This window comes from Ruegeria marisflavi (genome assembly GCF_025673445.1).
GTDB lineage: Bacteria > Pseudomonadota > Alphaproteobacteria > Rhodobacterales > Rhodobacteraceae > Ruegeria_B > Ruegeria_B marisflavi.
The window spans coordinates 280,840-306,767 of sequence record NZ_JAOVQN010000003.1; the positions used below are offsets into that span (position 1 = coordinate 280,840).

The following is a 25,928-nucleotide window of genomic DNA, read 5'->3' on the forward strand; positions in this document are numbered from 1 at the left end:
GCCCGAAGCACCGTGATTGCGATTGGTGGTCCGCCCGTGCAACATGGCAGGCAAACGGGACAAAGGACCACACCATGACCAGACGGCAGCAAAACACCGAGCAACGCCCGGTCCGGCTCTCGCTGGCTTTGGTTCGCGATCTGTCGATTGTGCTCACTCTGGCCATTCTCGCCCTCTATGCGGGATCCGGATTTCTGATTCCTCTGGCCCTGTCGTTTCTGACCTTTGTCCTGATAACCGCTGTCAGCGACCGCGTGCGCGATTGGGTGAATGCACCTGTCTGGTTGGCCAATCTGCTGGGTATCGTGCTGGTTCTGGCGGGGCTTTTTGCCATCATGTTCGTGATCGGCGGCCAAGCCACGCAATTCGCGCGGGCAATCGGAAACTATGAAACCGCGTTCGACGGCGCGGTCACCCGGATGGCCGCCCTTCTGGGACCCGAGATGATGGGATTTGCCCGGGACACACTGGCAGGCGTGGACCTGTCGCGACTGACACGGGGCGCCGTTGGGGGGGCGACCTCAGCTCTCAACACTTTTTTGCTGGTATCGCTATACGTTGCCTTTCTGATGGCCGAACGACGCACATTGCACCACAAGATGCTTCTTGCCGCCCGCGACCCGCAATTGGGACAAGACATGGCGAGCGTGATGGATGCGATCTCGACAAGTTTACAGCGCTATCTCGGGGTCAAGACCATCATCAGCCTGTTGACCGCCGGCATCAGCTATACCGTTTTTCGCCTTCTTGGGCTTGAGTTTGCGGAAACCTGGGCGGTGCTGACCTTTGCGCTCAACTTTATCCCGTCGATCGGTTCGATCGTGGCGGTGATCTTTCCGGCCCTGGTTTCGCTGGTGCAGTTCGACAGTGTGACCCCCTTTTTGATCATCGTCTTTTTCTGTGGAACGGTGCAGTTTCTGATCGGCAATTTCCTGGATCCCGCCATGCTGGGGCGGTCGCTGAACATGTCGAGCTTCATGGTCATTCTTTCCCTGACATTCTGGACTGTTCTGTGGGGGCTGATCGGCGCCTTCCTGAGCGTGCCTCTGACCGTCTGCATCCTGATCGTGTTCAGCCATATTCCGGCGATGCGCCCACTGGCGATCCTGATGTCCAAGGACGGCAGCCTGACGACCGAAGACGAACCACAGGCATGACGTCTCGCGCCGTTTTTATCGGGTCCGAGATCTACCGGCGCTCGACCTATGGCGGGCAACACCCGCTGGCAATCCCGCGCGTGTCCACGGTCATCGACCTCTGTCGCGCGCTGGACTGGTTCGCGCCCGGAGAGTACCGCAACAGCCCGCGCGCCAAACCGGCCGCACTAACCGCGTTTCATACCGCCGACTATATCGCCGCGCTGCAACGCGCCGAAGATCGTCAGACCGTAACCGAGACAGATCGCAGCCAACATGGGCTGGGCACCCTGTCCAACCCGGTCTTTCCAGAGATGTTCCGGCGTCCGGCCACCGCGGCCGGCGGCTCACTTCTGGGGGCAGAGTTGGCGCTCAGCGGTCTGCGTGTGTTCAATCCCGGTGGCGGTACGCATCACGGTTTCGCTGACCGCGCAGGCGGATTCTGCTATCTGAACGATCCGGTCCTGGCCATCCTCGCCATGCTGAGAGCCGGGTTAGACCGCGTGGCCTATGTCGATATCGACGCGCATCACTGTGATGGGGTTGCCTCGGCCTTTCACGGATCGCGGCAGGTGCGGATGATCTCGCTGCACGAGAACCGGCGCTGGCCGTTCACCGGCGGTGTTTCGGATACCGCAGGCGAGGCCGCGTATAACATTCCTGTTCCGCGCGGCTTTAACGATTCCGAATTCGATCTGATCCTGAACGAGGCGATCCTGCCCGCGGTCGCGGGTTTCCGCCCCCAGGCCATCGTCCTGCAATGCGGGGCAGACGCCGTTGCCGAGGACCCGCTGTCGCGGCTTGCCCTGTCCAACCGGTGCCACTGGAAAACCGTACACGCCTTGCAGGAGATTTCCCCTCGCCTGCTGGTTCTGGGTGGCGGCGGCTACAATCCCTGGAGTGTTGCCCGGCTGTGGACGGGTGTCTGGGCTGCCCTGTCGGGTCGCGCCATTCCAGACCGGTTGCCGGATCGGGCCGAAACCGTGTTGCGCGGATTGGAATGGCGGCGTCTACGCGGCCGAGATCGCCCGGCACCGTGGTTTACGACGCTACAAGACGCGCCCCGTCCGGGTCCGATCAGACCCGAAGCTCGACAGATCGCCGGACAGATTTCGGCACGGCTATCGACTTGGGCCTGAGGGCGCAGTTCACCTCTGTACCATTTCGAAGACTTCGGGTTAGGCTGCGCTTATGTGGGCAGCTTTCCTATCCCTCATTGTTGTGCTGTTGTACGCGACCGCAGTGTTCTTTGCGGTACGCGCGGCGCAAACAGCGCGTACCCCTCAAGGTGCGGTGGGCTGGGTGGTCTTTCTTATGACCCTCCCCTGGGCATCCGTGCCGCTTTACATGTTTCTGGGGCATCACCGCTTTCGTGGCTACCGGATCGCCCGGCGGGAAAGCGAACGCGTGGTCGCAGGCCTCAAGGCCCATGCGGACGCTATCGCACCGGACCCGCTCAGTCTGAGTGTCAACGCCCGCCCCTTCGAGCAGATCGCCCATATGGTTATCAGCCGGGGCAACGGTGCCCGCTTACTGACCGATGGCGATGCCACGTTTCAGGCGATCTTTGCAGCAATCGACGCGGCCCAATCCTATGTCCTGGTTCAATTCTACATAGTGCGCGACGACGAACTGGGGCTAGAGCTGCAAGATCGGCTGATCGCAGCGGCCCGGCGGGGTGTCAGGGTTCGCTTCATGACGGATGCCATTGGCAGCCATGGCCTACCTGAGAGCTACTTCCGCGATTTGCGCGATGCCGGGATCGATGTTGCGGATCCGCGAGATCAAAGGGGGCCAAATTTCCGGTTCCAGATCAATTACCGCAATCATCGGAAAACGGTCGTTGTGGATGGAAAGACCGGTTTCATCGGCGGCCACAATGTCGGGAACGAATACCTGGGCCAGGATCCGGTTTTCGGAAACTGGCGTGACACACATGTCGAGATTTCAGGGCCGTCGGTCCTGCAACTGCAACTGATCTTTTGCGAGGACTGGCACTGGGCGCATGGCGAGGAGCTGCTGGACGAATTGTTCTGGCAATCCGTCCTTGATCCGCAGGACCGCAATGCGCTGATCGTTGCGACAGGACCCGGTGACGGTTCCGAAACCGGTTCGATGATGTTCTTTTCCGCAATCGCTGCCGCGCAACAGCGGTTCTGGATCGCATCGCCCTATTTCGTTCCCGATCTCGATATCCTTGCCGCGCTCAAGAATGCCGCAATGCGGGGTGTAGACGTCCGACTGCTGGTGCCCGACGTGGCCGATCACAGGATCCCTTGGCTGGCCGCATTCTCATACTTCGACGAGATCCGCGCCGCCGGTGTCAGGGTCATGCGATACACCGACGGTTTTCTGCACCAAAAGGTCTTTGTAGTGGACCGCAGCATCGCGGCGGTGGGAACAACCAATCTCGACAACCGCTCTTTCCGGCTCAACTTCGAAGCGATGGCGCTGTTCTTCGATGAGGACTTGGCCGAAGAAATGGCCCAGATGCTTGAACGGGATTTCTGCCACAGCTTCGAGTTGACCGAACCCCTTTCGGCGCAACCCAGTTACATCCGGTATGGCGCGCCGCTGGCCCGGCTCTTTGCACCCATTCTCTAGCGTGGCAGGCGCCCTTCAAAGACTCGGGTCATCAACGCCACCAGGTAGGCGGTGGACAAGCCAAAGGCCAGCAAACCGGCCACTGCCGCGAAAGCCGCGAAAATCCTCAAACCCGGTCCTAGAACAATATCGCCGTAGCCAAGGGTCGTATAAGTGACGAGAGAGAAGTAAAGTGCGTCGTTCCATTCCGTCAGAACATCGAACCACACCCAGACACCGGCCCATAGCCAAACCTGGATCGTATGCGCCAGTACGATAAAGACCAGCGAGACAGTTATAATACCCGCAGTCCGCAGACTCCGCGTCCAGTGCCGAAACCGCTCCGCCAGATGGGCGATCGACAGCGTGCACCAGGCAAGAAGCACGACTTCGATGACAAAGCATATGCCCAGGAAAAGGCTACCCCACATGATCTGCTGTAGAAGTGTCATCAGTTCTGTTGCTTCGCGGTTCGATTTTGGCGCGACAATGTAAGCCCGGCTCGCCGATGGCAACCCCGTGCCAGAAATGGGGAACGCGGCGTCACATTACCTATTGCCGCGTCGACATGCAGTCCTGGAACGTCCTGCGATAAATTTTCTGCTGTCTTTTCTGTTCGAACCGTTCTGATGCGGCCGATCCCGCATAAGCGGGTACTCCGGGCGCGGCCGGGCCGGACGAGCGGGAAACACCCACTGCGACCGAGCCGCCGATCCGTATGGACGCCCGGCCATCGCCGATCTGTGTATCGCGGATGCCCGCCTGCCGCATCGCCCGCTCATGACAGGATTGCGCCGTGTCTTGTGCCGTGGCCGATGTCGCCAGCAACACCAACAACAAGGGTGTGGTTTTGAATAAGGTCATGGTGATCCAGATAATGTCTTGTCCTCGGGTTTTCAAATGCCCGGGACCGGCTGCGGCGAATGGTTGCCATTGGCGATCTCGGGCTGGACAGTACCGCAAACCACGCCATTTTCGCCGCGAGGTCGAACAGAAAGAAAAGAAGAGACACGCCATGCTGCTGACAGTCGACCAGGTGTCCAAGACCTATCCCGGCGGCCGTCCGGTCTTGCAAGATGCCTCGATATCGCTGGCCCAGGGCGAGAGCCTTTCGCTCACCGGGGAAAGCGGCAGCGGCAAAAGCACCTTGCTGCATCTGGTTGCGGCCCTTGATGGGTTTGATGCGGGCCAGATCACCTTTGATGGGATATCCTATTCGACATTGGACGACGGCGGTCGGGCGGCCTTGCGCCGAAATCGTGTGGCCCTGGTGTTTCAGCAGTTCAACCTGATCCCGTCGCTGACCGTCGCGCAAAACCTCGCCTTTCACGCGCGGCTTGCGGGGCGGCACGATCCGGCGTGGACGACAGAGATCGCTGGGCGGCTCGGGCTGGACGGCGTCCTGGATCACTTCCCCGAACAGCTGTCCGGCGGCCAGCAGCAAAGGGTCGCAATCGGGCGGGCAATGTCGGTGCGGCCAAAACTCCTGCTGGCCGACGAACCAACCGGCAACCTTGATGAGGTTGCGGCCAAAGCGGTGCTTGATCTGATGCTGGATCTCGTCCGAGTCTCGGGGACCGCATTGCTGCTGGTGACCCACTCACAATCCGTCGCAGTCCGCCTTGACCGGCAGGCGCATCTTGCAGGAGGCCGGGTCACATGATCCGTGCCGCGACCCTTGCGCTTTGGTCGCATTGGCGGCGCCATCCGGTTCAGCTCTTGACCCTCGTTGTGGGTATCGCCCTTGCCACCGGATTGTGGTCGGCGGTTCAGGCGATCAATGCCGAAGCCCGCGCCTCATACGCGCGTGCCGCCGCGCAACTCGGAACAGACAGGCTCGACCGGCTGAGTCGCTCTGACGGCGCGCCCATGTCGGTCTCGGAGTATCTGAAGCTTCGCCAGGCGGGGTGGCAAGTGGCCGCCGTCTTGCAGGGGACATTGCGGGTCAACGGGGGCGGCGTAACGGTTACGGGTATCGACCTTCTGGCCTGGCCGGATCTGCCCGCGATTGCCGAGGCCTCCTCGGGCTCCATCGCCCCGGTCGAGGTTTTGACCGCGCCCGGACGGCTGTTCGCCGACGCGGAACTGGCCAAGGCGCTGCGTGATCGGCCGGACCTGCCGCCGGTTAGCGAGACCACCGCCTTGCCGCCAAGGCGCATCCTGACCGACATCGGCACCGTCGAGGCGATATTGAACCGCGCGGGACAGATCTCCTATCTGCTGGTGTTGCCTGACCAGCCCAAAGGGCGCCCGCCGCTGGCCGAGATCGCACCCGGCCTGACACGGCAGGCCGCCCGCGGCACCCAGGATATTGCCCGACTGACCGACAGTTTCCACCTGAACCTGACCGCCTTTGGCCTGCTGTCCTTTGTCGTAGGCCTGTTCATCGTGCATGGTACCGTCGGGCTGACATTTGAACAGCGACGACCGTTGATCCGTACCCTGCGGGCGCTTGGCCTGCCGATGCGCCTGCTGATGCGTCTGATCCTGGCGGAACTGCTTCTGCTGGCGCTGCTCGGCGGGGCAATTGGCCTTGTGGTGGGGTATCTGGTCGCGGCGGCCTTGCTGCCCGATGTGGCCGCAACCCTGCGCGGCCTCTATGGCGCTCCGGCCGAAGGTTCGGTGTCGCTCCGCCCGATCTGGCTGGTTTCCGGGCTTGGAATGGCCGTAGCCGGAACGCTGTTGGCCAGCGCGCAGACGCTCTGGCGCCTGTCGCGCCTGCCGATCCTGGCGGCCCCCGGGCAACATCGCTGGAGTGCGCGACCACGGGCCATGCGCATGCAGATGCTGGCCAGCCTTGCTGTTGTCGCGACCGGCATTGCGGCCTTTGCCGTTTTCGACGGGCTGATCGCAGGGTTTGCCTTGATGGCCGGGTGCCTGTTGGGGGCGGCCCTCGCCCTGCCTCCGGCTCTTGCCGGGTTGCTGTTCCTGGGCAAACGGATGGCGCGGGGCCCACTGGCCGAATGGGTCATGGCCGACATGCGGGCGCAATTGCCCGGCTTGTCGCTGGCACTGATGGCGCTGCTTCTGGCATTGGCCGCCAATATCGGCGTGGGCACTATGGTAGCCAGCTTCCGGCTGACATTTAACGGATGGCTCGACCAGCGGCTGACCTCGACCTACTACGTTAACGCGCGCGACGATGCCCAGGGGGCGGAACTGGCCGCGTGGCTTACCCCGCGCACCGATGCTGTGTTGCCGATCCGCTCGGTCGAGATCACCACCGGCGCGCATCCACTCTTTGTCTACGGGATTGTCGATCATGTCAGTTATCGTCGGCACTGGCCGCTGATCGCCGCCGATGCGGATGTCTGGCAGAGGGTGATGAGCGGACAGGCGGCGCTGATCAACGAACAGATTGCCCGCCGGGACGGGCTGTGGCCCGGCTCCACGGTTACACTTGCCCCGGGGTGGGAGATGCCGGTGGCGGGGGTCTATTCCGATTACGGTAATCCAACGGGCCAGGCAATCGTGGCGCTTGATCAGTTGCTCGACCATTTCCCGGACGTGCCCAACACCCGCTTTGGCGTGCACCTGCCCGCCGACCAGGCCGAACAACAGGTCGAGGAGTTGCGCGCGGCATTCGACTTGCCACCCGGCGCCGTGATCCCGCAACAGACGCTCAAGGCGCAATCGCGGGCTATTTTCGAAAAGACATTCCTGGTGACCGGCGCGCTGAATGTGCTGACACTTGGCGTGGCCGGATTTGCTATTCTGACCAGCCTGCTAACTCTGTGGTCTCAGCGGTTGCCGCAACTGGCCCCGGTCTGGGCCCTGGGGCAGACGCGCACCGGGCTTGCCTGGCTGGAGTTATTGCGGGCGGTCGTACTGGCCGCGATGACAGCCTTGCTTGCGGTGCCGCTTGGACTCGTTCTCGCCTGGCTCCTGCTCAGCGTGATCAATGTCGCGGCCTTTGGCTGGCAACTGCCGATGTACCTGTTCCCACTGGAATGGGTGCGCCTGTTTGCGCTGGCATTGCTCACCGCCGCGGCGGCTGCCGCTTTGCCCATGCTGCGTCTACGCCGCCTGCCACCTGCGCAACTTTTGAAAGTGTTCGCCAATGAGAGTTGAGGTGCTGATCCTGTCCCTACTCTGGCCCTGGGCCGTCTCAGCGCAGGGCTTTGCCGGACTGGGTACCGAGGTCGAAGGGTTTGCCATTCCCCAGCGAGGGGTCGAGCTGAGCTTTCCCTCCGACCATGGCCCGCATCCCGATTTCCGCATCGAATGGTGGTATCTGACCGCGACGCTGAATGGCGCAGACGGGCGCCAGTACGGCCTGCAATGGACACTCTTCCGTTCCGCTCTTGAACCCGGTGACAAACCAGGATGGCAGAGCCCGCAGATCTGGATGGGTCATGCCGCCGTGACGACCCCGGACGCCCATTACTTCACCGAGCGCCTGTCGCGCGGCGGGATCGGACAGGCCGGTGTATCCGCCTCCCCGTTCCTGGCCTGGATCGACGAATGGGAGATGTCGGGTGATCCCTCGGGCGAAATGCGACTGACCGCCGCCGGGCCGGAGTTCGCCTATAGTCTCGACATGGTGGCGAAGGGGCCACTTGTCCTGCATGGCGACCAAGGCTATTCGGTGAAATCCCAGGCTGGTCAGGCCAGCTATTATTACTCCCAACCCTTCTTGCAGGTGCGTGGAACGCTAGACCTGCCGGACGGGCCGATGGCGGTGACCGGATCGGCATGGATCGACCGCGAGTGGTCCTCGCAACCGCTCTCGGACGACCAGACCGGGTGGGACTGGTTTTCGCTGGTGCTGGACGATAACGCGCGTGTCATGGCCTTCCGTTTGCGGGGAAGCGATGACTATACCTCGGGCACATGGATCGCGGCCGATGGAACAGCCACACCACTTGCCGACGGTGCCATCCGTGTGACCCCAGTGCAGTACGCTTCGGACAAACGTGCCGAAATACCGGTAACATGGCATCTGGAAATCCCGTCGCACGGCCTGGATGTGAAAGTTTCGGCGCTGAATGCCGGTGCCTGGATGGATACTTCGTTCCCTTATTGGGAAGGCCCCATGTTCGTTTCAGGCAGCCATGTCGGGCGCGGCTATCTTGAAATGACCGGCTACCGCTAGACACCGTAGGATTGGCCGGTCCTCTCGCAACGGTCAGATGCAAGACTTAGGCGATCAATCGGCCTCAACCGCGGACCACAAACACCGAAACAGGCGCATGGCGGACGACGCGCGATGCGTTTGGACCCAGCAGGTAATCCCGCAGGTCGGGCTTGTGGGCTCCCACCACGATCAGGTCGCTCCGCGCTGCATCCGCGACCTTGAGAATTTCCTTGTAAGCAGTGCCGGTTGCCACCACGTGCCGGATAGAGGCGTTCCGTTCTTCGCCCAAAGTCTCGGTACACAGCCGGACAAGCTGGGCATGGGCGGCCTCTATCGCCTTGTCGTGATGGTCCTTTTCGAAGAACCCCGAAACCCAGGTTTCCCCAAAATCGGGCAACACCGTCATCACGTCCAGACGGGCGCTATCCAGGTCGGCCATCCGGGCCGCCTGTCTCAGTACCCCCACATCCTGATCTCGATTGCTGATATCGACAGCGCATAGGACCGATACGCTCATGCCGGTTCTCCCTCTCTGGATGCGCGGGCACGTTGGACAAAGGCAATCAGCCCAAGCAACAGCAGCCCGGGAATGAAAACCAGTTCCTTGGGCGGCTGGTGCGCTGGCACCTTGACCGCCACAATCCGCACCGGCTCGTCCCCGTAGAAGTCGAAGCCTTGCAGGTTCTCGCTGATCGGGGTTCCGAACATCGGCTCTTCCAGCTTGACCAGACCATCCTCTTCAAACGGGAGAAAGCCCATCGCGTCGATCCGAGCGGCACCATCGGCCTCATCCCCGACCGTCAACTCCAGGCTCAGATCCTTTGTCGCGCCGCTGACGAAGTCGGGACCCGAGACGACAACCCGCAGGATATCCCCGGGATCGGCCTCCCCTGCCGCTTCGGCAAACTGCGCCGGTTCGATCTGTTCGAACGGCGGAACGATCCGGTTCATCACATAGTCTGGCCGGAACAGGATAAACGCCACCAGGATCAGCGCCACGCTTTCATAGATCCGGCTGTGGGTCAGGAAGTACCCCATGGTTCCGGCCGTGAACACCAGCACAGCAATGGTCGCCGATATCGCCACCAATATGCCCTGCATCCAGGTCACGTCGATCAACAGCATGTCGGTGTTGAAGATGAATACGAAAGGCAGCGCCACGGTGCGCAGGCTGTAGAAAAAGGCGACAAAACCGGTCTTGATCGCATCCCCGCCCGACACGGCGGCGGCGGCAAAACTCGCCAGGCCCACCGGAGGCGTCACATCGGCCATGATCCCGAAGTAGAAGACAAAGAGATGCACGGCGATCAGCGGCACGATCAGCCCGGATTGCGCGCCCAGTTCCACCACCACACCCGCCATCAGCGAGCTTACCACGATGTAGTTGGCCGTGGTCGGCAGGCCCATGCCGAGGATAAGGCTGAGAATCCCGACCATGATCAGCATCAGCACCAGGTTGCCACCCGACAGGAACTCGACCAGGTCAGCCATCACCTGGCCCACCCCGGTCAGGGTCACTGTGCCCACGATCACCCCTGCGGTGGCCGTGGCCAGCGCAATGCCGATCATGTTACGGGCCCCGTCAATCAGCCCCTGCCACAGATCCTTCAGTCCGGACATGAAGCTATTGGCGACGTCCGACTGTCCCCGGAACATCGCCTTGAGCGGCTTTTGGGTCAGCAGGATAACGAACAAGAGCGCCGTCGCCCAAAAAGCAGACAGACCCGGCGACTTCTGTTCGATCATCAAGAAATAAACGAGCACGATGATCGGCAGCAGATAATGCAGCCCAGCCTTGTAGATCTTGGGAATCTCGGGCAGTTCCACCACTTCGGCATTGGGGTCGTCCGGTTCCAGGTCGGGTACCTTGGCCGCGACCCAGAGAAGCGCCAGATATATGGCAACAACCGCAAGTCCCAGGATCAGCCCGGCCATGCTGGGCGCCCAGGCGGTAATCGCCTGTGCGGGAAACTGCGTGGCATAGCAGAGCCCGGCGAAGACCGCAAAGAAACTGAGCATGCCGACGATGGTTCTGGCCAGGTGCACCTCGCGGTTACCCAAAGTCGGCATGTTCCGCTTCACCGCCTCCAGATGCACGATATAGACCAGCGCGATATAGCTGATCGCGGCGGGCAGGAACGCATGCGTGATCACCTCGACATAGGAGACCCCCACATATTCCACCATCAGAAAGGCCGCGGCCCCCATGACCGGCGGCATGATCTGCCCGTTGACCGAGCTTGCGACCTCGACCGAGCCGGCCTGTTCACTGGTAAAGCCCACGCGCTTCATCAGGGGGATGGTAAAGGTGCCGGTGGTGACCACGTTGGCGATGGAAGACCCCGAGATCAGACCGGTCGCGGCGGAACCCACGACGGCCGCCTTGGCCGGGCCACCGCGCAGGTGTCCCAATGCGCCGAACGCCATCTTGATGAAGTAGTTGCCGGCCCCTGCCTTGTCCAACAGAGCACCGAACAGAACAAAGAGGAAAACGAATTTGGTCGACACGCCAAGCGCGATCCCGAACACACCCTCGGATGTCAGCCACATATGGCTCATCGCCTTTTTCAGGCTGGCGCCTTTCCAGCGGATCACCTCGGGCACCCATTCCGAGGCGCCAAAGAACACATAGAGCAGGAAGATCGTGGCGATGATCGCCATTGCCGGGCCAAGCGCCCGGCGCGCGGCCTCGAACAGCAGGATCAGGCCAACCAGGGCCACCCATTTGTCGGTGTCATCGGCCAAACCGCCCGAATTCACCAGCTTGTCGTAAAAGATGTAACCGTATAGCGCGATCAGCGCGCCAACCACCGCCATGATCCAATCCTGAACTGGGATGCGATCACGCGGACTGGATTTCAGCGCAGGATATGCGGCAAAGGCCAGAAACAACGCAAAGGCCAGATGCACCTGACGCGAGTTGTTCACGATACTGCCGGGCAGGATCAGGTTCGACATCGGCGAGGCCAGGATCAGCTGGAACACCGACCAGATCACCGCCACGATTGCCAAAAACAGCCCGACGTTCCCCACCGGATCGCGTGCGCCCGCATCCGAGGATGTGACCAGATCCTGCAACTCTTCTTCGGAAAGCGGACGGTTGCCCGATTTGTCAGAGGCCATGCGAATAACTCCCTGTCCCGCCGGGCGCTTCTGTCTGTCGCCGGCTTGATACTTCTTGCCCGGCTTCCGGCCGGGAGCGTGCGGGGCGCAAAACCGATGCGCCCCGCTGCGCCGATATCAGGATCAGTTGATCCAGCCGCGCTCGCGATAGTACTTCTCGGCGCCCGCATGCAGCGGTGCCGACAGTCCGTCCTTGATCATTTCCTCTTCCTTGAGGTTCGAGAAAGCCGGGTGCAGTTTCTTGAAGTCCTCGAAATTGTCGAAGACAGCCTTGACCAGAACATAGACCGCGTCTTCGGACACATTGGCCGAAGTCACCAGCGTCGCGCCCACCCCAAAGGTGTGCACGTCATCCGGGTTGCCGCGATAGGTGCCGCCGACGATGGTCGCCTTGCGGTAGAAGGTATTGTGGTCGACCAGTTTATCGATGGCTGTGCCTTCGACATTCACCAGGACCGAGTCGCAGGCAGTGGTCGCCTCCTGGATCGAGCCCGACGGGTGGCCAACGGTATAGATCATCGCGTCGATCTGGTTGTCGCAGAGCGCCGCCGACTGCTCGGCCGCCTTCAATTCGCTGGCCAGGGCAAAATCGCTCAGCGACCAGCCCATCGCCTCGAGCACGACATCCATGGTGCCGCGCTGACCCGAACCCGGGTTGCCGATGTTCACGCGCTTGCCCTTGAGATCGTCAAAGGTTTTGACACCCGAATCCGCCCGCGCAACCACGGTGAAAGGCTCGGGATGGATCGAGAAAACGGCGCGCAGATCCTCGAACTTGCCAGCCTCTTCGAACTTGGACGACCCGTTATAGGCATGGAACTGCCAATCCGACTGTGCGACGCCGAACTCCAGTTCGCCCTCGCGAATGGTGTTGATGTTGTAAACCGATCCGCCGGTCGACTCGACCGAGCAGCGGACGCCATGTTCCTTGCGGCCCTTGTTCACCAGGCGGCAGATCGCGCCACCGGTCGGATAATAGACACCGGTCACGCCGCCGGTACCGATGGTGATGAACTCTTCGGCCATGGCGGCCGGGGCCATGAAGGCTGTCGTCACCAATGCAGCAAGGCTGAATTTGTTCAGTTTTTTCATCGCTGTACTCCCATTTTCTTATTCTTCGCCAATGTTCGGCGCTCAGGGCAAAGGCCCACCCGCCGAGCTATGCGGGCTAATGCAGGCAGTCGATCGTTGCAATGCTAAACGGCAGTATCTATTGGTTTCTCCCTGCCCTCCAAGGGTTTCATCCGCACTTGCACGTTGTCAAGCCACGGCTCGGATGGAATGCGGTGCGAGCCTCATTTCTGAGGTTGAAACCGGATTTTTCCCCGAAACTGGGCTTGCTACGGGGTCATCCGACAACCGGATTGCGCCCATCAACCGTTTGCAAAGCGCCATACATGTCCGGCCTGCGGTCCCGGAACAGGCCCCAGGCCCGGCGGTATCTCGCGATCTCGTCCAGATCGAACGTCGCCGTCAGAACCGTCTGCTCGGTACGACCGGCCTCGGCCACCTTGGCGCCGGTATGGTCGGCGATGAACGACGAGCCATAGAATGTCATCTCGTCAGCACCGACCTTTTCAACCCCGATCCGGTTCGAGGCGACCAGCGGCATGACGTTCGCCGCTGCATGTCCCTGCATCGTGCGCTGCCAATGGCCGGAACTGTCCAGCTCGGGTTCCTGCGGTTCAGATCCGATCGCTGTCGGGAACATCAGCACCTCTGCCCCCATCAGCGCCAGGGCACGCGCCGTTTCCGGAAACCACTGGTCCCAGCAAATGCCGCAACCCAGGCGGGCAAACCTTGTTTGCACCACCTGAAACCCCGTATCACCCGGGGTGAAGTAGAATTTCTCCTCATATCCGGCCCCCTGCGGAATGTGTGTCTTGCGATAATTCGCCAGGATCTCTCCGTTCGCGTCAATAACCGCAAGAGCATTGAAGAACGCCTGCCCCGCACGCTCAAAGTAAGAGACAGGCAAAACGGCCCCCAGTCGGCGCGCCACCGTCCGGAAATGGGCGATGGCCCGATCGCTCTCCAGCGGATTGGCCAGGTCGAAATGGCGCGGAGAGATTTCGGAGCAGAAATACGGGGTCTGAAACAGCTCCTGCAACAGCACGATCTGTGCCCCCCGATCCGCTGCCTCTACGACGAGGCTCTCCGCATTCGAGATATTCTCGTCGAGATTCCAGGTGCAGGCCATTTGGGTTGCCGCAACAGTGATCTGAGCCATTCATTCCTCCGTCCCATGCTTACGTCCGTGTTGCATGTTGCAAGGTCAAACGCGCATCGACAACCGCCGAAACACAAGCCAAACTAGAAGTTTTGAGGAAATGGCGCACCCGACATGCGCTGGCCTACCGCGACACATCGTTAAGGATCACAACGTAACATACTGAAAATATATTGTTTAATATATCGGAATTTACGATCTTTAACGGTTCATCTAAGGTACAAGGTGTACAAACAGGTGTGAGTCGAAATGCCTTTGACCCGTAAAAGTATCCGCACATTGCCAGCCGGTCGCCATGCCGACAGCGGCCAGAACGGCACCCTCGGACTTTATCTGAACGTGACCGCCACAGGCTATCGTTCATGGATCGGTCGGACCAAGATAGCAGGCAAGACCCACAGCTTCGGTCTCGGGTCGCTTCGGGATGTCGACCTAGACGAAGCCCGAGACGTTTGGCGCGACATCCGCCGCCGCATCCGCAACGGCGAAGACCCCGCCGCCATCAAGAAACGTGGCAAGCCCGGCGAGACCTTCGCCGACATGGCCCGTCGCGCCTATGCGGCCCGTGCGCCCCGTCTGAAGGATGCTAAGGCCAGCCAATGGCTGACCAGCCTTGAACAGCATATGGGACCGCTCTGGGCCGCCCCTATAGGTCATGTGACCGCCCCGGCCTTGCTGGACCAGTTGTCGCCGCTGGTGGCCACGAAGACCGAGACGGCCCGCAAGCTGATCGGGCGCGTGGGGGCAACCTTCGACTATGCCATCGCCTTGGGCGTGGTCGCGGCGAACCCGGCCCCCGCCGTCCGCAGCGCCGCGCCATGGCCCGCCAAGCGGGTTGAGCATCACGCCGCCGTTCCGTGGCAGGAAGCCCCTGCCCTGTTCGCCCGCATCCGCGCTCTGGACACCGTTGGCTCGGCTGCGCTGATCGTGACCATCCTCACCGGGTCGCGTGGCGGTGCGGTGCGGCACATGACGCCAGAGCAGATTGACGGCGACACATGGACGGCACCTGCCGACATCATGAAGATGTCACGGGCATACGACTATCCCCTGACACCCGTCGCCAAGACCGTGGTGGACCGTTACGCCGCCATTGCTGATCCTTGGCTGTTCCGAGGCATGAAGGGCAAGCCCATCAGCGATATGACCATGTTGAAGGTGTTACGCGATCTGGGTACCCCCTACACGGTTCATGGCTGGCGCTCGACGCTGACCGATTGGGCGCGCGATACGCTGCACATCGACGATGAAATGATCGACGCCTTGTTGGCACATACAAAGGAGGCCAAACGAATCGCCTACGCCCGGTCGGATTTGCTGGACCGTCGCCGCGCGGTTCAACTGCAATGGGAGGCTTACTTGTGCAAAAATGCACATGTGTGACCTCGCAAGATCAATCACTTACGATTTTCGATATATTGCGCGATATATCAATATCGTTCGTTTTCAATGGGTTACAAATCACCCTTAATCGTGCCATGATCATACAGGATCAGCAAAGGAGCGATTGAGCGATGACCCCGGAACAAACTTTTCACCAGTGGGACTGGGCGGTCCCTGCCGACCTGCACCCCGGCGAGAAGGCCGGGCAATTGCGCATACAGACGGCCAGTCTGGCCGTTCATCGTCGAAAGAATAGCGGCCCGGCATTCGTCGAATTTGGGCCGGGATCGTACCGCTATTGGCGCGACGGTCGGACGCGGCTGGAACAACTCGCATACCTTCGTAGCATTCAGCCCGAGGGTAACGCCGCCTGACCGCGATCACCTTGCCCCGCCCTGACCGGCGCGGGTAGCCTATAACCCGACCACGTAAGACCGGAACCCAGCGATGGACCGACGGGTGTGCGGAACGGAAAAGGCCGGGTGGATCGCTCCACCCGGCCCGTTCTGAACCCCAACCCCAGCCACGGGAAAGGTCTGTACATGCATTTTACCGCCATCGACACCGCATCGCAAGACGCATGGAGCCGCGCCATCCAAGAGCGCAATTGGGCAATTTTCGCCATCACGCGGCCCGAGGATGGCAGCGCAAAACTCGGCAAATATCCGACTGGCATCATCCCCAGCGAGTATCAACACGAGCGCGGCGCATGGGGACAGCCGATCAGCGTTTATGACGCGGCGCACTGGACATTTTCCGAGGCATGTCAACAGGTTAAGACGTTGACGCCGCCACCAGGTATTCTTCGTTTCGCTGTCGGATACTTGCCGCGACCGGGTAGCGCTTTGGTCATCGGCGACTTGGACAACTGCCGCGACCCGTTGACGGGTGCCATCAGTCCATGGGCGGCTCAAATATTGGCGCTTGAGTCGACTTATGCCGAGGTCTCGACCAGTGGCACCGGCATTCGCCTGTTGATGGAACGCCAAGACGGCGACGACCAGCACTCCAGCGGTGAACGGAGCGATACGGGTTTCTTCGCCAATGGCAGCAAGGGTGCTGTTCTGACATTCCAGCGCCTGAACGATGCAATGCCCGTTGCCGCTCCTGCGATCCGCAATGCTATCGTCGCTCGCAAGGGAGTTGATCCCGAGCGCAACCATCGCGTCGATGGGCAGGATTACGGCGAGGTGGGTGTCGACTTATTGCGGGCTGTGGTGATGAGCATCCCGAACGATGGTCGTTACAGATACGACGACTGGGTCGCTGTCGGACATGCGATTCAGACGGTTGATGACGGACAGGCTGGGTGGGAAATCTTCCGCGACTGGTCCGACAAATTCCCCGGCAAGCGCACAGAGAATACCGTCCGCAAGTGGCAACGCGGTCTGAAGGCAAACGGCACGGTCGGTTTCGGAACGCTTGTCTACATGGCCCGAGGGCACAAGTCCTATGTCGATGGCGGACGGATGCCGCCCGAGGTTGAAGCCATGCTGGATCAGCAAAGGATCGCCCAACTGGCCGCCAAGATGCCGCCGGTCGAAGGCAAGGCGGGCGAGATTCGGGCCGAACTGGTCAAGCTGGTCGGAGCCTCACCGGTGACGGTCGATAACCGCCTGCGGGAACTGAAGGCGGATCACGGTATCGGCCTTGGTGCGCTCCGGGCCGAACTGTCGCAATTGCAAGGGTCCTGTGACGTCAGCGACGAGCGAACACATTCGCAGATTGCCGACCACTTTTTCCAGACCTTGCCGGAACCGAAGACCGTGCCGAACGCGGGCGCGTTCTGGAACTACGATGCCGATGTCGGCATCTGGCGCAGTTATGATGTAACCAAGGTCGCTGCACAGATCGGGCGCACCTATGTCGGCGAAAAGAACTGCAAGCGTCAGAGCGATTACCGGGGCATCACCCAGCACTTGTACGACACTTGGGAAGATGAACGGTTCTTCAGAGACGCGCCACGCGGCATCATGGCGGCTGATGCGTTCTATCGGCTGCAAGACGGGCGCGTCGTGTGCGAACCGAAGTCGCCGGAACACCGCGCAACCTTCGCCTTGACAGTGCAGCCGGATTTCAACAAAACGCCCGACCTGTTCCTGCGGGTTTTGCGCGAAGCGTTCACGCCAACAGAGGCACAACTTTTGGCACAGGTTGGAAGCGGATCGTTCGCAAACCTGGAAGCCGCCCGCCAAGCGTATCAACAGGACGTCGACGCCCAATTGCGCAATCTGCAAAAGGCATTCGGCGGCACCCTGTTCGGGCTGATGACGAAATATGAAAAAGCCCCGTTTCTCTATGGTGCAGCCGGATCGTTCAAATCGAAGACGATCAAGGTTCTTGAGTCCCTGATCGACGCTGATGCGGTTTGTTCGGTGTCGCCGCAGGATATGGGAAGCGATTATGACAGGTCGTTCCTGTCGCAACGCCTGCTGAACGTGGTGCCGGAAATCGACAGCGACGAACCTGTTGCCGCCGGATCGTTCAAGAGCATGATCAGCGGCGATACGATGAAAGGCCGCAATCCGTTCGAACGTCCGTTCAAGTTCGAACCCATGGCGGCACATTGGTTCGCCGGGAACTACTACATCACGACCAAGGACACGTCGAAAGGGTTCTGGCGTCGTTGGCTGGTCTTTCGGTTCTGGTCGGGCAAGGACGAAGCGGACCGCGATCAGACGCTGTTGCCGCGCATCATGGAAAGCGAACTGCCTGCCATCGTGGCATGGGCGTTCCGTGGTGTTGAACTGCTGATCGCCGAAGGTTTCACCGAAACACATACGCACCGGTACAGTCTGACGGAGTGGAGCGAGCGTTACGACAGCGTTCTATCTTGGCTGCACGCTGAAGACAGTGGCGTTTGTCGACGTCAGTACGGCGATCCGTTGCCGAACACTGAAGCATTTCAGCTTTACAAACAGTGGTGCATGGCCGCTGAACGTCGTCCACTTGGACGGAATAAGTTCCTTGATCGCTTGGCTGAAGCTGGTCATCCGCAGAGTAGACGGCTGATTGGTACGTTGGAGCGTTGCAGACGGTAAATCTGCACGCTTTTCACGGTTTTGACTCTATTAATTAAATGTAACGGGAGAAAAAAAATTCGAGATATTTTTTTTGTGTAATGAGGGTTAATAGTCGAGTGAAAGCGTGAAAAGCGTACATGCTGATAAACCCGCCTTCTTATAGTGTTCGGTATATGTGTTGGTTTGCTGCGATCTATTGACGGCTGGGAAGAGACTTGGCGGTGAGATGTTGACAGGCAGCCAAAATATTCGGCAAACTTCATGAATATTGTTATGAGAGCTGGGGGTAATTATGGCTCAACCACATATCGCGACAAAGTTTCAGCATCCTGTCGCTCCTGACTTCTCCTACTGGGACAGCACAACTGGCGCACTTGAATGGAATGGCTTTGGTGAACTGAACGCCGGTGTAGGTTACCACTTGGGCGACGATTATTTTCCGACAGGCAGCAACATCGAAATCGGTGCCATTGCGAATGGCTATGCGATCGAGTCCGGCGAGAATGCCGGACTTGGTTTTTATGTAGTCGTCCGGCACGATCTGCCCGATGGTACCGAGGTATTCTCGCTTTATGCTCACATGGAAAGTCTTTCTACGGTCGGTGAGATCGAAAAAGGCTCTGGTGTTGAAGTCCAGGTCGATATTGGTGAAACGCTTGGGATCGTTGGTAGTACCGGCACGGGCGGGTACCATCTCCATCTCGAGATCAGCGACTTCGGCGACAAATTCTCCTTACCGGGTTCTGGCGTTAACTACGCCAAGAGCTACGATAACCAATACAGCCCCGCCTTTTCTGGCCCCGATCCCGTTTCCTACAGTCCTGATGGAGACCCGGTGCTTGGTGTTGGGATTGGCATCTATGATCCTAGCAACTTCATCGAAAGCAACAACACCACAGCCAAGGTGATGGCAAATTACGGTCCTACAGGTCCGACGATGGCACCTGAAGGCAAAGCTCCTGAGGGAATAATCGGCAAGCCGTCCAGTGCCCTCGCTGATCCGAGCTTCGAGTCTGACGGTCTTGCGGCTTGGACGACGCTTGGCTCCGCCAGTATTGTCGAACACGCCGACATCGACGGCTCGAACAACAGTACCGATGTTGCCGCCACAGCAACGGACGGTCTATATTTTGCGATGCTGACGAGCTTCGGTGCAGAAGCAAACGAAATCGAGGCCCTGCTAGGTCTATCGGACGGGGCTATTTCCAACCGAACCGGAATCGCGGTCACGAACGGGGCCGTAATGGCTACAACGATCGACTTGGGTGCTCGTGAGGACTCGTTTTACTTCGACTTCTATTTCGATTCAAACGACTACGCGCCCTATAACGATGTAGCAATCCTTGTGGTGGACGGTGAAATTTACACGCTATCCGACGTTAATGCCGTCGGTGACTACGGAGACTCTGGCTGGATCAATACTGGGCTCACGGGTCTTTCGTCCGGCGAACACACGGTCGCTATTGCTGTTCTCAATACACGGGACACCATCCTAGACTCTGCAATCTATGTCGATGATTTCTCTTTCGCCTGAGTTTGGTCAGGTACTGAGATACAGAAAACACCTCGTTCATAGTCCCGTGATCTCGGCAATGTGCCGGTCTCGCTTTGAGCGATAGACAGGGCAAGGGATCGACGGGCTGACGCCCGCTCACCCCACCCCTGACAGTTCTCAAATCCTCTTGATCCGCCTGCCATCCCGGCAGGTCCGAGAAAACCGGCAAGCGCCGCCGGTGGCGTCGGTTCCGGTCGAGAATTCCGGTTCCTCCCACGCGCAGGCGCGCGGTTCCCTCCCAAATTCACGCCCTCCACCCGGTTGTCACGGCCCCGCCAGGCCGCAGGACGGGCTTTGCCCTTAACCACCATCCCCCGCATCGCCCCTGCTGCCAACGGTCGATGACGCACCTGAATATAGCGCACCGTATATTCAATCCCTGTCGCCATCGGCCATCGGCCATCGCCAGCGCCACCATCACCACCCCCTAGGGGGGGGCGGAGGGTCGAAAGGATCGCGCGGGGACCATCACCGCGCAGGGGTCACGAATTTATCATCCAAAGCACAAAATGACCTGCCAGTTTGCTTATATAAGTCAATATTTACTCAAAAAATAGCGATTAAAAATTGTCCATCTTTAGGAAAGTATTGAAAGTAGAATTGATGCGCTCTATTGTCGACTCGCGCGTCCCGGCGCGGACGGCGGAGCCAATTCTTATGCAGCACGAGACCAACGCGACAGCCTGCCAACGTCTTTGACTCGCCGTAATCGCCACTCTGCTTGACGCAGCAGCGCGACATTGCCCATTACCGCCGAAAGCAGATCACGAGCGGGCCGCGTCGTGGCTCTGGCTGTTTGTAGAAATACGAGGAAAAGCAGCGATCGGAATGCGAAGCTTGAACTCCTGCTCGATAGACTTGAAAATCAGGAACCTAGGCTCTGGACCTATAAACGGGGCATGGTCTCAACGGCAGCTGTGACCCAGAGCGGACACTGGCGAAAAATGCGGCTATGACCGAGTTGCGGACAAACCGGCCAGATGCATGCGCGGCATGTCCTCTCGTCCAGATAACTGCCCAGGAACTGGAACCTCGCTGCGGCGCAGCTCAATTTCCCGAAAGCGGTCGTTCAAGCAGTACCTAATCAACCGGATCAGAAGCGGTCGTTCGCTGCACCGGTCTCGGACGTCTCAGTTGCGGACTTTCCAGACCTCCGGCTGGTCGGTTTCAACTGGTGCGAACGGCCCTTTGCTGACTTTCATCACAGGCCGCGACGCCGCGATGCAGCTCACGCATTCCGGCCGTTCGTGCATCTCGCAGCATTTTTTCGACGGCAATGACCGGGTCGCGGACGAACCGGAAAAAGACACTTGTAGGACGAATGACCGCATTGAGAAACGCTATTTGTTGCGGATCAATCTACGGCCGTGAGGATCAAAGACTGATCCGTTGTCCTTATCCAACAACTAATCCTCCAAAAACGGAGAGATATTCGTTTTGGACTACTATGCCGAGACCGCTGTGACCATAATCTCTATAAGGCAGTCATCGTGCCAGAGACGAGCCTGCGTGCAGACGCGAGATGGTATGTTTTCGGGATCGAGCCAGGCAAGATAAACCTCGTTCATTGCCTCAAAGTGAGCCATGTCGGCGATCCAGATTTCGCACCTCAAGAGCCGTGATTTATCACTACCGGCCAGTGCTAGGGCACGATCTACATTGTCCAAAGTATCAGCAGTTTGACCTCTTATGTCCAGACTGATGTCGTTGGACGTAAGACCTGACAGATAGGCAACGCCGCCGTAGACTGTTGCTGTGCTGAGATAGGGATACACATCGGGTTCGTAACGTTGGATCGGCATCGTTCTCACTCCTGTTTCCTGTTGGTGTAGATAGAATCCCGAACATGTTCTGCCGACCCTTTTTAAAGCGTATCTACCGCGTCTATTATTGTGGAATAGTCAGGACAGAACCTCTCACAGAACCAACCCTTTTGTTCGGATCATCGACTACCCCTCTAACTTCCTCCAATAGATTACCGAGAAAGTCAGAAAACTCCAAAGCTGACATTCGAACGTCGTGCTGCATAGGTCACTCTGGGCTCGGAGCCGCCTTGCTGCAGTGCGGCGTCGCCGGTTAATTCTGCGATCCGAAAGCTGTCATTGGCCCCAAGAGGGAGACATCGTCTTTTCGGTGGCTTGACCAAGTTTACCGACGTTCGGTGAACGGGAGCGGCCGCTTGAATTTCTTGGGCTGATTGGCGGCTCTGAGCCCTTACCGGACTTGATCCAGCTGTGACGCTCGCAGATGCGGCGTGAAATCGACTGAAGCTGTCAGCTGCGACGCAGAAAGCAAAGCGGCCGTTCGTGACAACCGCAGCGAGCACTCGGGCGCCGATGTCCGAGTTGCGGGACGAAGCTGCCGTTCGTTGCATGGCTGCAGCGATGCTCTGAAAAATTAGCGCCAGGCGGACAAAACTCCCTGCGAAGCCTATGGAAGACATTTGAAATAAGGCACTGACAGGTCGGTTTTCTTGGATGATCTGAACAAGTCGCGCTATGAACGAATTCGGCCGACATAAAGGTTGCGCATCTTTAGTGTAATCCCCCCCTCCGGGAATGGTGGAAAGGCGCTCGGAAACCCGAAGTCTCGATAGTTCATTCCATGACCCTTCAGACTTGGACCGACAGACCAAAGGATCGGCTTTGTCAGATCCTGAAGTTCAGGCTTGCACTGCTGTTTCCATTCTTCACCGCACCCCGGCGGCATAACATTTGGCCCCTTTAGTGAATAGATTTCTCTGCCATTACAGATGACTTGTAGAAAACCATCGGCGCCGTTTGACCATTTCACGCGCATGACCACGCTGTTCCACTGGCCAAACCGGTTCGGAGAGAAACATCTCTTGTCCTCGAACGTCACACCCTTGGCCGAGTCCAGATACATCTCGTACATGTGGTTCTTGATGGTATTGGAGCGCTGCCATTCGGCGATCCACAAGCGGCTCCGGTAATTTACTTTGCCCCAGCCACGCCCGTTGTACCGAAACGCGGGGTCAACCCAGATCTCCATTGAGTATTCGTACGCACGCCCCATGCGTTGCTTTTCGCGCGCATTGAGTTGGGAACGACTGTTGCCGTTGGCGCAGTCGCTTTCACCACGCCCGTCACCATAGGGGCGTTTCTGGCAGTCCCCGCGTCGCATCTTGAATATTACCTCACCATTCTTCACGACCGGGGCGACGCCAGAATTTGTGCCAACAACGAAGCCTGATGGCGCCTGTGCCAAAACTTCAGGCGAGCCGAGCAGGAGTACGAAGATCAGAGCCGCTATTTGCGCAATCGTTCGACGGCTGTTCCTGGTTTCCAACAATCAGCTACCTCCACCACTTTGCGCATGGTTGACTCACAGGTTTGCAGACGATCCCTCGCGGCGCAAGTTTGTTGGATGTCCTTGTTTGGTTGGGGCGGCTTAGACATGGGTCGCCAGCCGACGCGCTCCGAAGGCTCACGAATTTTGATTTTGTTCAGTGTTGCTGTAGCCTTGGAGCGTTAGAAGCCCCTTGATGTCCGTATGCAGGCTGCGGGAAAGGAGACGCAAATGCTCAAACTCTATTCGTTTGGTTCATGCCTTCTCGTGCTTGGTCTTCTTGTCTTCAGTGCTCCCGAAACTGCCAATGCATCCCCACTCCAGACTTGGAAGGTTTCATGCGGCACAGATCCCGGTGCCCTGGTGAAAAAAGGGCGGACGTATTTCTTCAAGACCAGTTCCAACCATTGCCCTGGCGGCATCTTCAACCAGCGATCCGAGATCGCCACGGATCATATGAATGCCGGTCGGGCCGGGACCTATCTATTTTCGACCTATGTCGCAGTCACGTCTCCGAGCACCGAGAAGTTCTCGATTTTCCAAATTCATGATGGGCGCCATGGCTGCGCACCACCCCTGAAGATCAACGTGCTTCCATCTGGTCAACTGACATTCGACAGCGAATACAAGATCGGCAGCAAACCAGGTAACGATTGCCGGAAGGTCTCCAGTCTGATGGGCAAAAAGTCTGCTGTTCGGATCAAGCGCGACGGTACGGAATACAAGCTCGACGTGGTCGTGGACTTTGATGGCCGTGGCGGTTTTGAGGTCTTCGTCGCGGTCGATGACAGGCCACAGATCGAAGGCAGATACAGCCCTCCGGAAGGACAGGGATACTTCAAATCACAGAAATACTTCTTCAAGCACGGTTCTTATTCGTTGAACGTATTCCCCTATACACTCGTGTCCCGGGACATGAGGGTGAAACGGGTCAAGCTGAAGCAATAACCGGGCGTCAGTTCGGTATTTCGATGATCACCGAAGCATGAACGGCGGGCGTATCCCCCCACTCAGGTGCAGGCGCGTTCCGTTTTGGATTTGCGAAATTCGCGAGATGCTGGTTGCCGCGCCAGTTGTCAGGCGCGTCAGAGGCCCAGTTCGTATAATCGACAGCCTCTCCATTCTGCCATATCCAGCCACCGCCGGGCTCGGGTGCGCCTTCCTGTTGCACGAATCCGATCATCGGTCCCTCGAATGCAGTATCGTAGACCACCCAATGGCCCTCTTCTTTGAGGCTCAGTTCGAAAACGAAATCGTTTTCAGCCTGCGATCCGATGGCCACAGGGTACCCTCCGAGGGCCCGCGCCAAATGCTCGATATCAGACCAGTCGCCGCCCCAAGTGCGGATCACATGATAGGTATGGCCATTGAAGGTACCGCTTGTCACCAGATCGAACGCCGACAGGATGTCCTCCGGATCGGGATTTCCCTCGAGCAGTTGGGCGATCTGCAGCCTTTCTGTGTTTGACGTCTCCTGATTCAGTACGAACCACAGAGTAACCGCAGAGATCAGGGCAACGCCTGCTGTCATTCCTACCTGCAAGGCGGGGTTGCGAATGGCCTTCGACACCCGTCGACGAAGTCGCGGTGCCATCGCTCCCGCGTCCCCAACCGAATACACCGTAACAGGCTTGGCCACGTTCTTGACGTGGTGTTCACCGACCTTCGAAAAGGCGAACTCCACCTTGCCATCCACCTGATCCATCACGTTCTGTGACAGGCATATGCCACCAGGCTCGGCCAGAGCTTCGAGCCGCGCCGCCATGTTCACACCATGTCCGAGGATGTCACCGTTCTCTTGGACCGTGACGTCTCCGATATTGATGCCCACGCGAAAGAAAAGACGCTCAGCGTTCGGCACCTTGTCGTTATAGGCCTTGTGTGCCTGTTGGAACTGGATCGCGGCGCGCAAGGCTTCAACCGGGCTTTCGAACCAGGCGATGACGGAGTCTCCAGCAGTGTTCGCTATCTTGCCCTGATGCGTCTCGATCACCGGCTCCATGAGGCCGCGAAGAGCGGACAAATGCGACAAGGCAGTTTCTTCGTGAGCCTCAATATGGCGCGAATATTCAGCTACGTCCGCGGCCAGTATGGTTAACAGGCGCCTCGTCATCGGCCGCCTGTTGACCACGTCGGGATCAGGATATGCGTCCATGCTCGCATACCACTCAGTGTCATGATCTTTGCGGTGTTTGCCAACCTCCAATTTGGCGCCGAACAACAGCCGCACCACAGACCAGGTTCCGCGTATGGGACCGTCAGGTTTGGGCTCTTCTGAGACATCTGAGCGGATCGGTCAGATGTCCGCAAAAACGCTTACAGAAGCCTTTCGAGACGACCGAACCGACCGGCGACGTCCGCTTTGGCGCCGCAACGACTGCTTTTCCCAACTTCTGCCATTCGCTGCAGTTGTGTTCGATGTCTCACATGCGGGACAAACCGGACGGTTGCATCCGCGGCAAGTCCTCTCGTCCAGGTGACTGCCCAGGAACTAGACCCTCGCTGCGGC

21 protein-coding genes are annotated in these 25,928 nt (G+C 59.1%); 12 read left to right on the forward strand and 9 right to left on the reverse strand.

Going from position 1 to position 25,928, the window contains the following annotated elements; genetic code table 11:
- The first annotated feature begins 74 nt into the window (after positions 1-74).
- The 3 genes from OEZ49_RS05170 to cls are packed head-to-tail and all read left to right on the forward strand — an operon-like array spanning position 75 to position 3,740.
- The gene (locus OEZ49_RS05170; protein WP_263387312.1) at positions 75-1,157 is read left to right on the forward strand and encodes an AI-2E family transporter; all 1,083 of its coding nucleotides are present in this window, start codon (positions 75-77) and stop codon (positions 1,155-1,157) included.
- Positions 1,154-2,275, forward strand: coding sequence for an acetoin utilization protein AcuC (locus OEZ49_RS05175; protein ID WP_263387313.1), 1,122 nt, complete (start codon positions 1,154-1,156; stop codon positions 2,273-2,275). Before OEZ49_RS05170 ends, OEZ49_RS05175 begins: the two co-directional genes overlap by 4 nt.
- 52 nt (positions 2,276-2,327) lie before the next feature.
- Positions 2,328-3,740, forward strand: coding sequence for a cardiolipin synthase (cls, locus tag OEZ49_RS05180; RefSeq protein WP_263387314.1), 1,413 nt, complete (start codon positions 2,328-2,330; stop codon positions 3,738-3,740).
- On the opposite strand, the gene OEZ49_RS05185 is transcribed toward cls, so the two are convergent.
- A complete protein-coding gene (locus OEZ49_RS05185) occupies positions 3,737-4,171 on the reverse strand; it encodes a potassium channel family protein (protein WP_263387315.1) in 435 nt (144 codons plus the stop codon). The genes cls and OEZ49_RS05185 overlap by 4 nt on opposite strands.
- Positions 4,172-4,271: 100 nt before the next feature.
- Positions 4,272-4,583, reverse strand: a complete 312-nt coding sequence (locus tag OEZ49_RS05190; protein WP_263387316.1) for a hypothetical protein — start codon at positions 4,581-4,583, stop codon at positions 4,272-4,274.
- A gap of 151 nt (positions 4,584-4,734) precedes the next feature.
- Between OEZ49_RS05190 and OEZ49_RS05195 the strand changes: the two genes are divergently transcribed.
- Genes OEZ49_RS05195 through OEZ49_RS05205 form a run of 3 tightly spaced genes read left to right on the forward strand, consistent with a single transcriptional unit; the run spans position 4,735 to position 8,814 of the window.
- Entirely contained in the window at positions 4,735-5,382 is a 648-nt protein-coding gene (locus OEZ49_RS05195) for an ABC transporter ATP-binding protein (RefSeq protein WP_263387317.1), read from the forward strand.
- Entirely contained in the window at positions 5,379-7,790 is a 2,412-nt protein-coding gene (locus tag OEZ49_RS05200; RefSeq protein WP_263387318.1) for an FtsX-like permease family protein, read from the forward strand. The genes OEZ49_RS05195 and OEZ49_RS05200 overlap by 4 nt, the downstream gene beginning before the upstream one ends.
- Positions 7,780-8,814, forward strand: a complete 1,035-nt coding sequence (locus tag OEZ49_RS05205; protein ID WP_263387319.1) for a lipocalin-like domain-containing protein — start codon at positions 7,780-7,782, stop codon at positions 8,812-8,814. Before OEZ49_RS05200 ends, OEZ49_RS05205 begins: the two co-directional genes overlap by 11 nt.
- Before the next feature lie 64 nt (positions 8,815-8,878).
- On the opposite strand, the gene OEZ49_RS05210 is transcribed toward OEZ49_RS05205, so the two are convergent.
- The 4 genes from OEZ49_RS05210 to aguB form a co-directional block, all read right to left on the reverse strand.
- Positions 8,879-9,313, reverse strand: a complete 435-nt coding sequence (locus tag OEZ49_RS05210; protein WP_263387320.1) for a universal stress protein — start codon at positions 9,311-9,313, stop codon at positions 8,879-8,881.
- On the reverse strand, positions 9,310-11,919 hold the full coding sequence (locus OEZ49_RS05215; protein ID WP_263387321.1) for a TRAP transporter permease: 2,610 nt from the start codon (positions 11,917-11,919) through the stop codon (positions 9,310-9,312). Before OEZ49_RS05215 ends, OEZ49_RS05210 begins: the two co-directional genes overlap by 4 nt.
- 123 nt (positions 11,920-12,042) lie before the next feature.
- Positions 12,043-13,011: a TAXI family TRAP transporter solute-binding subunit gene (locus tag OEZ49_RS05220; protein WP_263387322.1), complete on the reverse strand. Its 969-nt coding sequence runs from the start codon at positions 13,009-13,011 to the stop codon at positions 12,043-12,045.
- Between the two features lie 256 nt (positions 13,012-13,267).
- Entirely contained in the window at positions 13,268-14,149 is an 882-nt protein-coding gene (gene aguB, locus OEZ49_RS05225) for an N-carbamoylputrescine amidase (RefSeq protein ID WP_263387323.1), read from the reverse strand.
- Between the two features lie 255 nt (positions 14,150-14,404).
- On the opposite strand from aguB, the gene OEZ49_RS05230 reads away from it, so the two are divergent.
- The 5 genes from OEZ49_RS05230 to OEZ49_RS05250 all read left to right on the forward strand — a co-directional run bounded on the left by OEZ49_RS05230 (position 14,405) and on the right by OEZ49_RS05250 (position 21,481).
- A complete protein-coding gene (locus tag OEZ49_RS05230) occupies positions 14,405-15,532 on the forward strand; it encodes a tyrosine-type recombinase/integrase (RefSeq protein ID WP_263387324.1) in 1,128 nt (375 codons plus the stop codon).
- 131 nt (positions 15,533-15,663) lie between these two features.
- Complete coding sequence (locus tag OEZ49_RS05235; protein ID WP_263387325.1) at positions 15,664-15,906, forward strand: hypothetical protein; 243 nt, start codon at positions 15,664-15,666, stop codon at positions 15,904-15,906.
- A 168-nt stretch (positions 15,907-16,074) separates the two neighbouring features.
- Entirely contained in the window at positions 16,075-18,573 is a 2,499-nt protein-coding gene (locus OEZ49_RS05240; RefSeq protein ID WP_263387326.1) for a DUF5906 domain-containing protein, read from the forward strand.
- A gap of 274 nt (positions 18,574-18,847) precedes the next feature.
- Positions 18,848-20,089: a M23 family metallopeptidase gene (locus OEZ49_RS05245; protein ID WP_263387327.1), complete on the forward strand. Its 1,242-nt coding sequence runs from the start codon at positions 18,848-18,850 to the stop codon at positions 20,087-20,089.
- A 1,155-nt stretch (positions 20,090-21,244) separates the two neighbouring features.
- Positions 21,245-21,481, forward strand: coding sequence for a hypothetical protein (locus OEZ49_RS05250; RefSeq protein ID WP_263387328.1), 237 nt, complete (start codon positions 21,245-21,247; stop codon positions 21,479-21,481).
- Positions 21,482-21,555: 74 nt separating this feature from the next.
- Here OEZ49_RS05250 and OEZ49_RS05255 read toward each other — a convergent pair whose 3' ends face one another.
- Positions 21,556-21,912, reverse strand: coding sequence for a RidA family protein (locus OEZ49_RS05255; protein ID WP_263387329.1), 357 nt, complete (start codon positions 21,910-21,912; stop codon positions 21,556-21,558).
- A 694-nt stretch (positions 21,913-22,606) separates the two neighbouring features.
- The gene (locus OEZ49_RS05260) at positions 22,607-23,422 is read right to left on the reverse strand and encodes a polysaccharide lyase (protein ID WP_263387330.1); all 816 of its coding nucleotides are present in this window, start codon (positions 23,420-23,422) and stop codon (positions 22,607-22,609) included.
- Positions 23,423-23,650: 228 nt separating this feature from the next.
- Between OEZ49_RS05260 and OEZ49_RS05265 the strand changes: the two genes are divergently transcribed.
- On the forward strand, positions 23,651-24,367 hold the full coding sequence (locus tag OEZ49_RS05265) for a hypothetical protein (protein ID WP_263387331.1): 717 nt from the start codon (positions 23,651-23,653) through the stop codon (positions 24,365-24,367).
- 7 nt (positions 24,368-24,374) lie between these two features.
- On the opposite strand, the gene OEZ49_RS05270 is transcribed toward OEZ49_RS05265, so the two are convergent.
- The gene (locus tag OEZ49_RS05270) at positions 24,375-25,652 is read right to left on the reverse strand and encodes an adenylate/guanylate cyclase domain-containing protein (RefSeq protein ID WP_263387332.1); all 1,278 of its coding nucleotides are present in this window, start codon (positions 25,650-25,652) and stop codon (positions 24,375-24,377) included.
- Between the last annotated feature and the right edge of the window lie 276 nt (positions 25,653-25,928).

What these genes read in the sequence shown, in the direction of transcription:
- OEZ49_RS05220 (WP_263387322.1), bottom strand. Translation starts at nt 13,011, where the DNA reads ATGAAAAAACTGAACAAATTCAGCCTTGCTGCATTGGTGACGACAGCC.
- OEZ49_RS05170 (WP_263387312.1), top strand. Translation starts at nt 75, where the DNA reads ATGACCAGACGGCAGCAAAACACCGAGCAACGCCCGGTCCGGCTCTCG.
- OEZ49_RS05195 (WP_263387317.1), top strand. Translation starts at nt 4,735, where the DNA reads ATGCTGCTGACAGTCGACCAGGTGTCCAAGACCTATCCCGGCGGCCGT.
- OEZ49_RS05200 (WP_263387318.1), top strand. Translation starts at nt 5,379, where the DNA reads ATGATCCGTGCCGCGACCCTTGCGCTTTGGTCGCATTGGCGGCGCCAT.
- OEZ49_RS05265 (WP_263387331.1), top strand. Translation starts at nt 23,651, where the DNA reads ATGCTCAAACTCTATTCGTTTGGTTCATGCCTTCTCGTGCTTGGTCTT.
- OEZ49_RS05205 (WP_263387319.1), top strand. Translation starts at nt 7,780, where the DNA reads ATGAGAGTTGAGGTGCTGATCCTGTCCCTACTCTGGCCCTGGGCCGTC.
- OEZ49_RS05190 (WP_263387316.1), bottom strand. Translation starts at nt 4,583, where the DNA reads ATGACCTTATTCAAAACCACACCCTTGTTGTTGGTGTTGCTGGCGACA.
- OEZ49_RS05240 (WP_263387326.1), top strand. Translation starts at nt 16,075, where the DNA reads ATGCATTTTACCGCCATCGACACCGCATCGCAAGACGCATGGAGCCGC.
- OEZ49_RS05185 (WP_263387315.1), bottom strand. Translation starts at nt 4,171, where the DNA reads ATGACACTTCTACAGCAGATCATGTGGGGTAGCCTTTTCCTGGGCATA.
- OEZ49_RS05235 (WP_263387325.1), top strand. Translation starts at nt 15,664, where the DNA reads ATGACCCCGGAACAAACTTTTCACCAGTGGGACTGGGCGGTCCCTGCC.
- OEZ49_RS05210 (WP_263387320.1), bottom strand. Translation starts at nt 9,313, where the DNA reads ATGAGCGTATCGGTCCTATGCGCTGTCGATATCAGCAATCGAGATCAG.
- OEZ49_RS05175 (WP_263387313.1), top strand. Translation starts at nt 1,154, where the DNA reads ATGACGTCTCGCGCCGTTTTTATCGGGTCCGAGATCTACCGGCGCTCG.
- aguB (WP_263387323.1), bottom strand. Translation starts at nt 14,149, where the DNA reads ATGGCTCAGATCACTGTTGCGGCAACCCAAATGGCCTGCACCTGGAAT.
- OEZ49_RS05245 (WP_263387327.1), top strand. Translation starts at nt 18,848, where the DNA reads ATGGCTCAACCACATATCGCGACAAAGTTTCAGCATCCTGTCGCTCCT.
- OEZ49_RS05215 (WP_263387321.1), bottom strand. Translation starts at nt 11,919, where the DNA reads ATGGCCTCTGACAAATCGGGCAACCGTCCGCTTTCCGAAGAAGAGTTG.
- OEZ49_RS05255 (WP_263387329.1), bottom strand. Translation starts at nt 21,912, where the DNA reads ATGCCGATCCAACGTTACGAACCCGATGTGTATCCCTATCTCAGCACA.
- cls (WP_263387314.1), top strand. Translation starts at nt 2,328, where the DNA reads ATGTGGGCAGCTTTCCTATCCCTCATTGTTGTGCTGTTGTACGCGACC.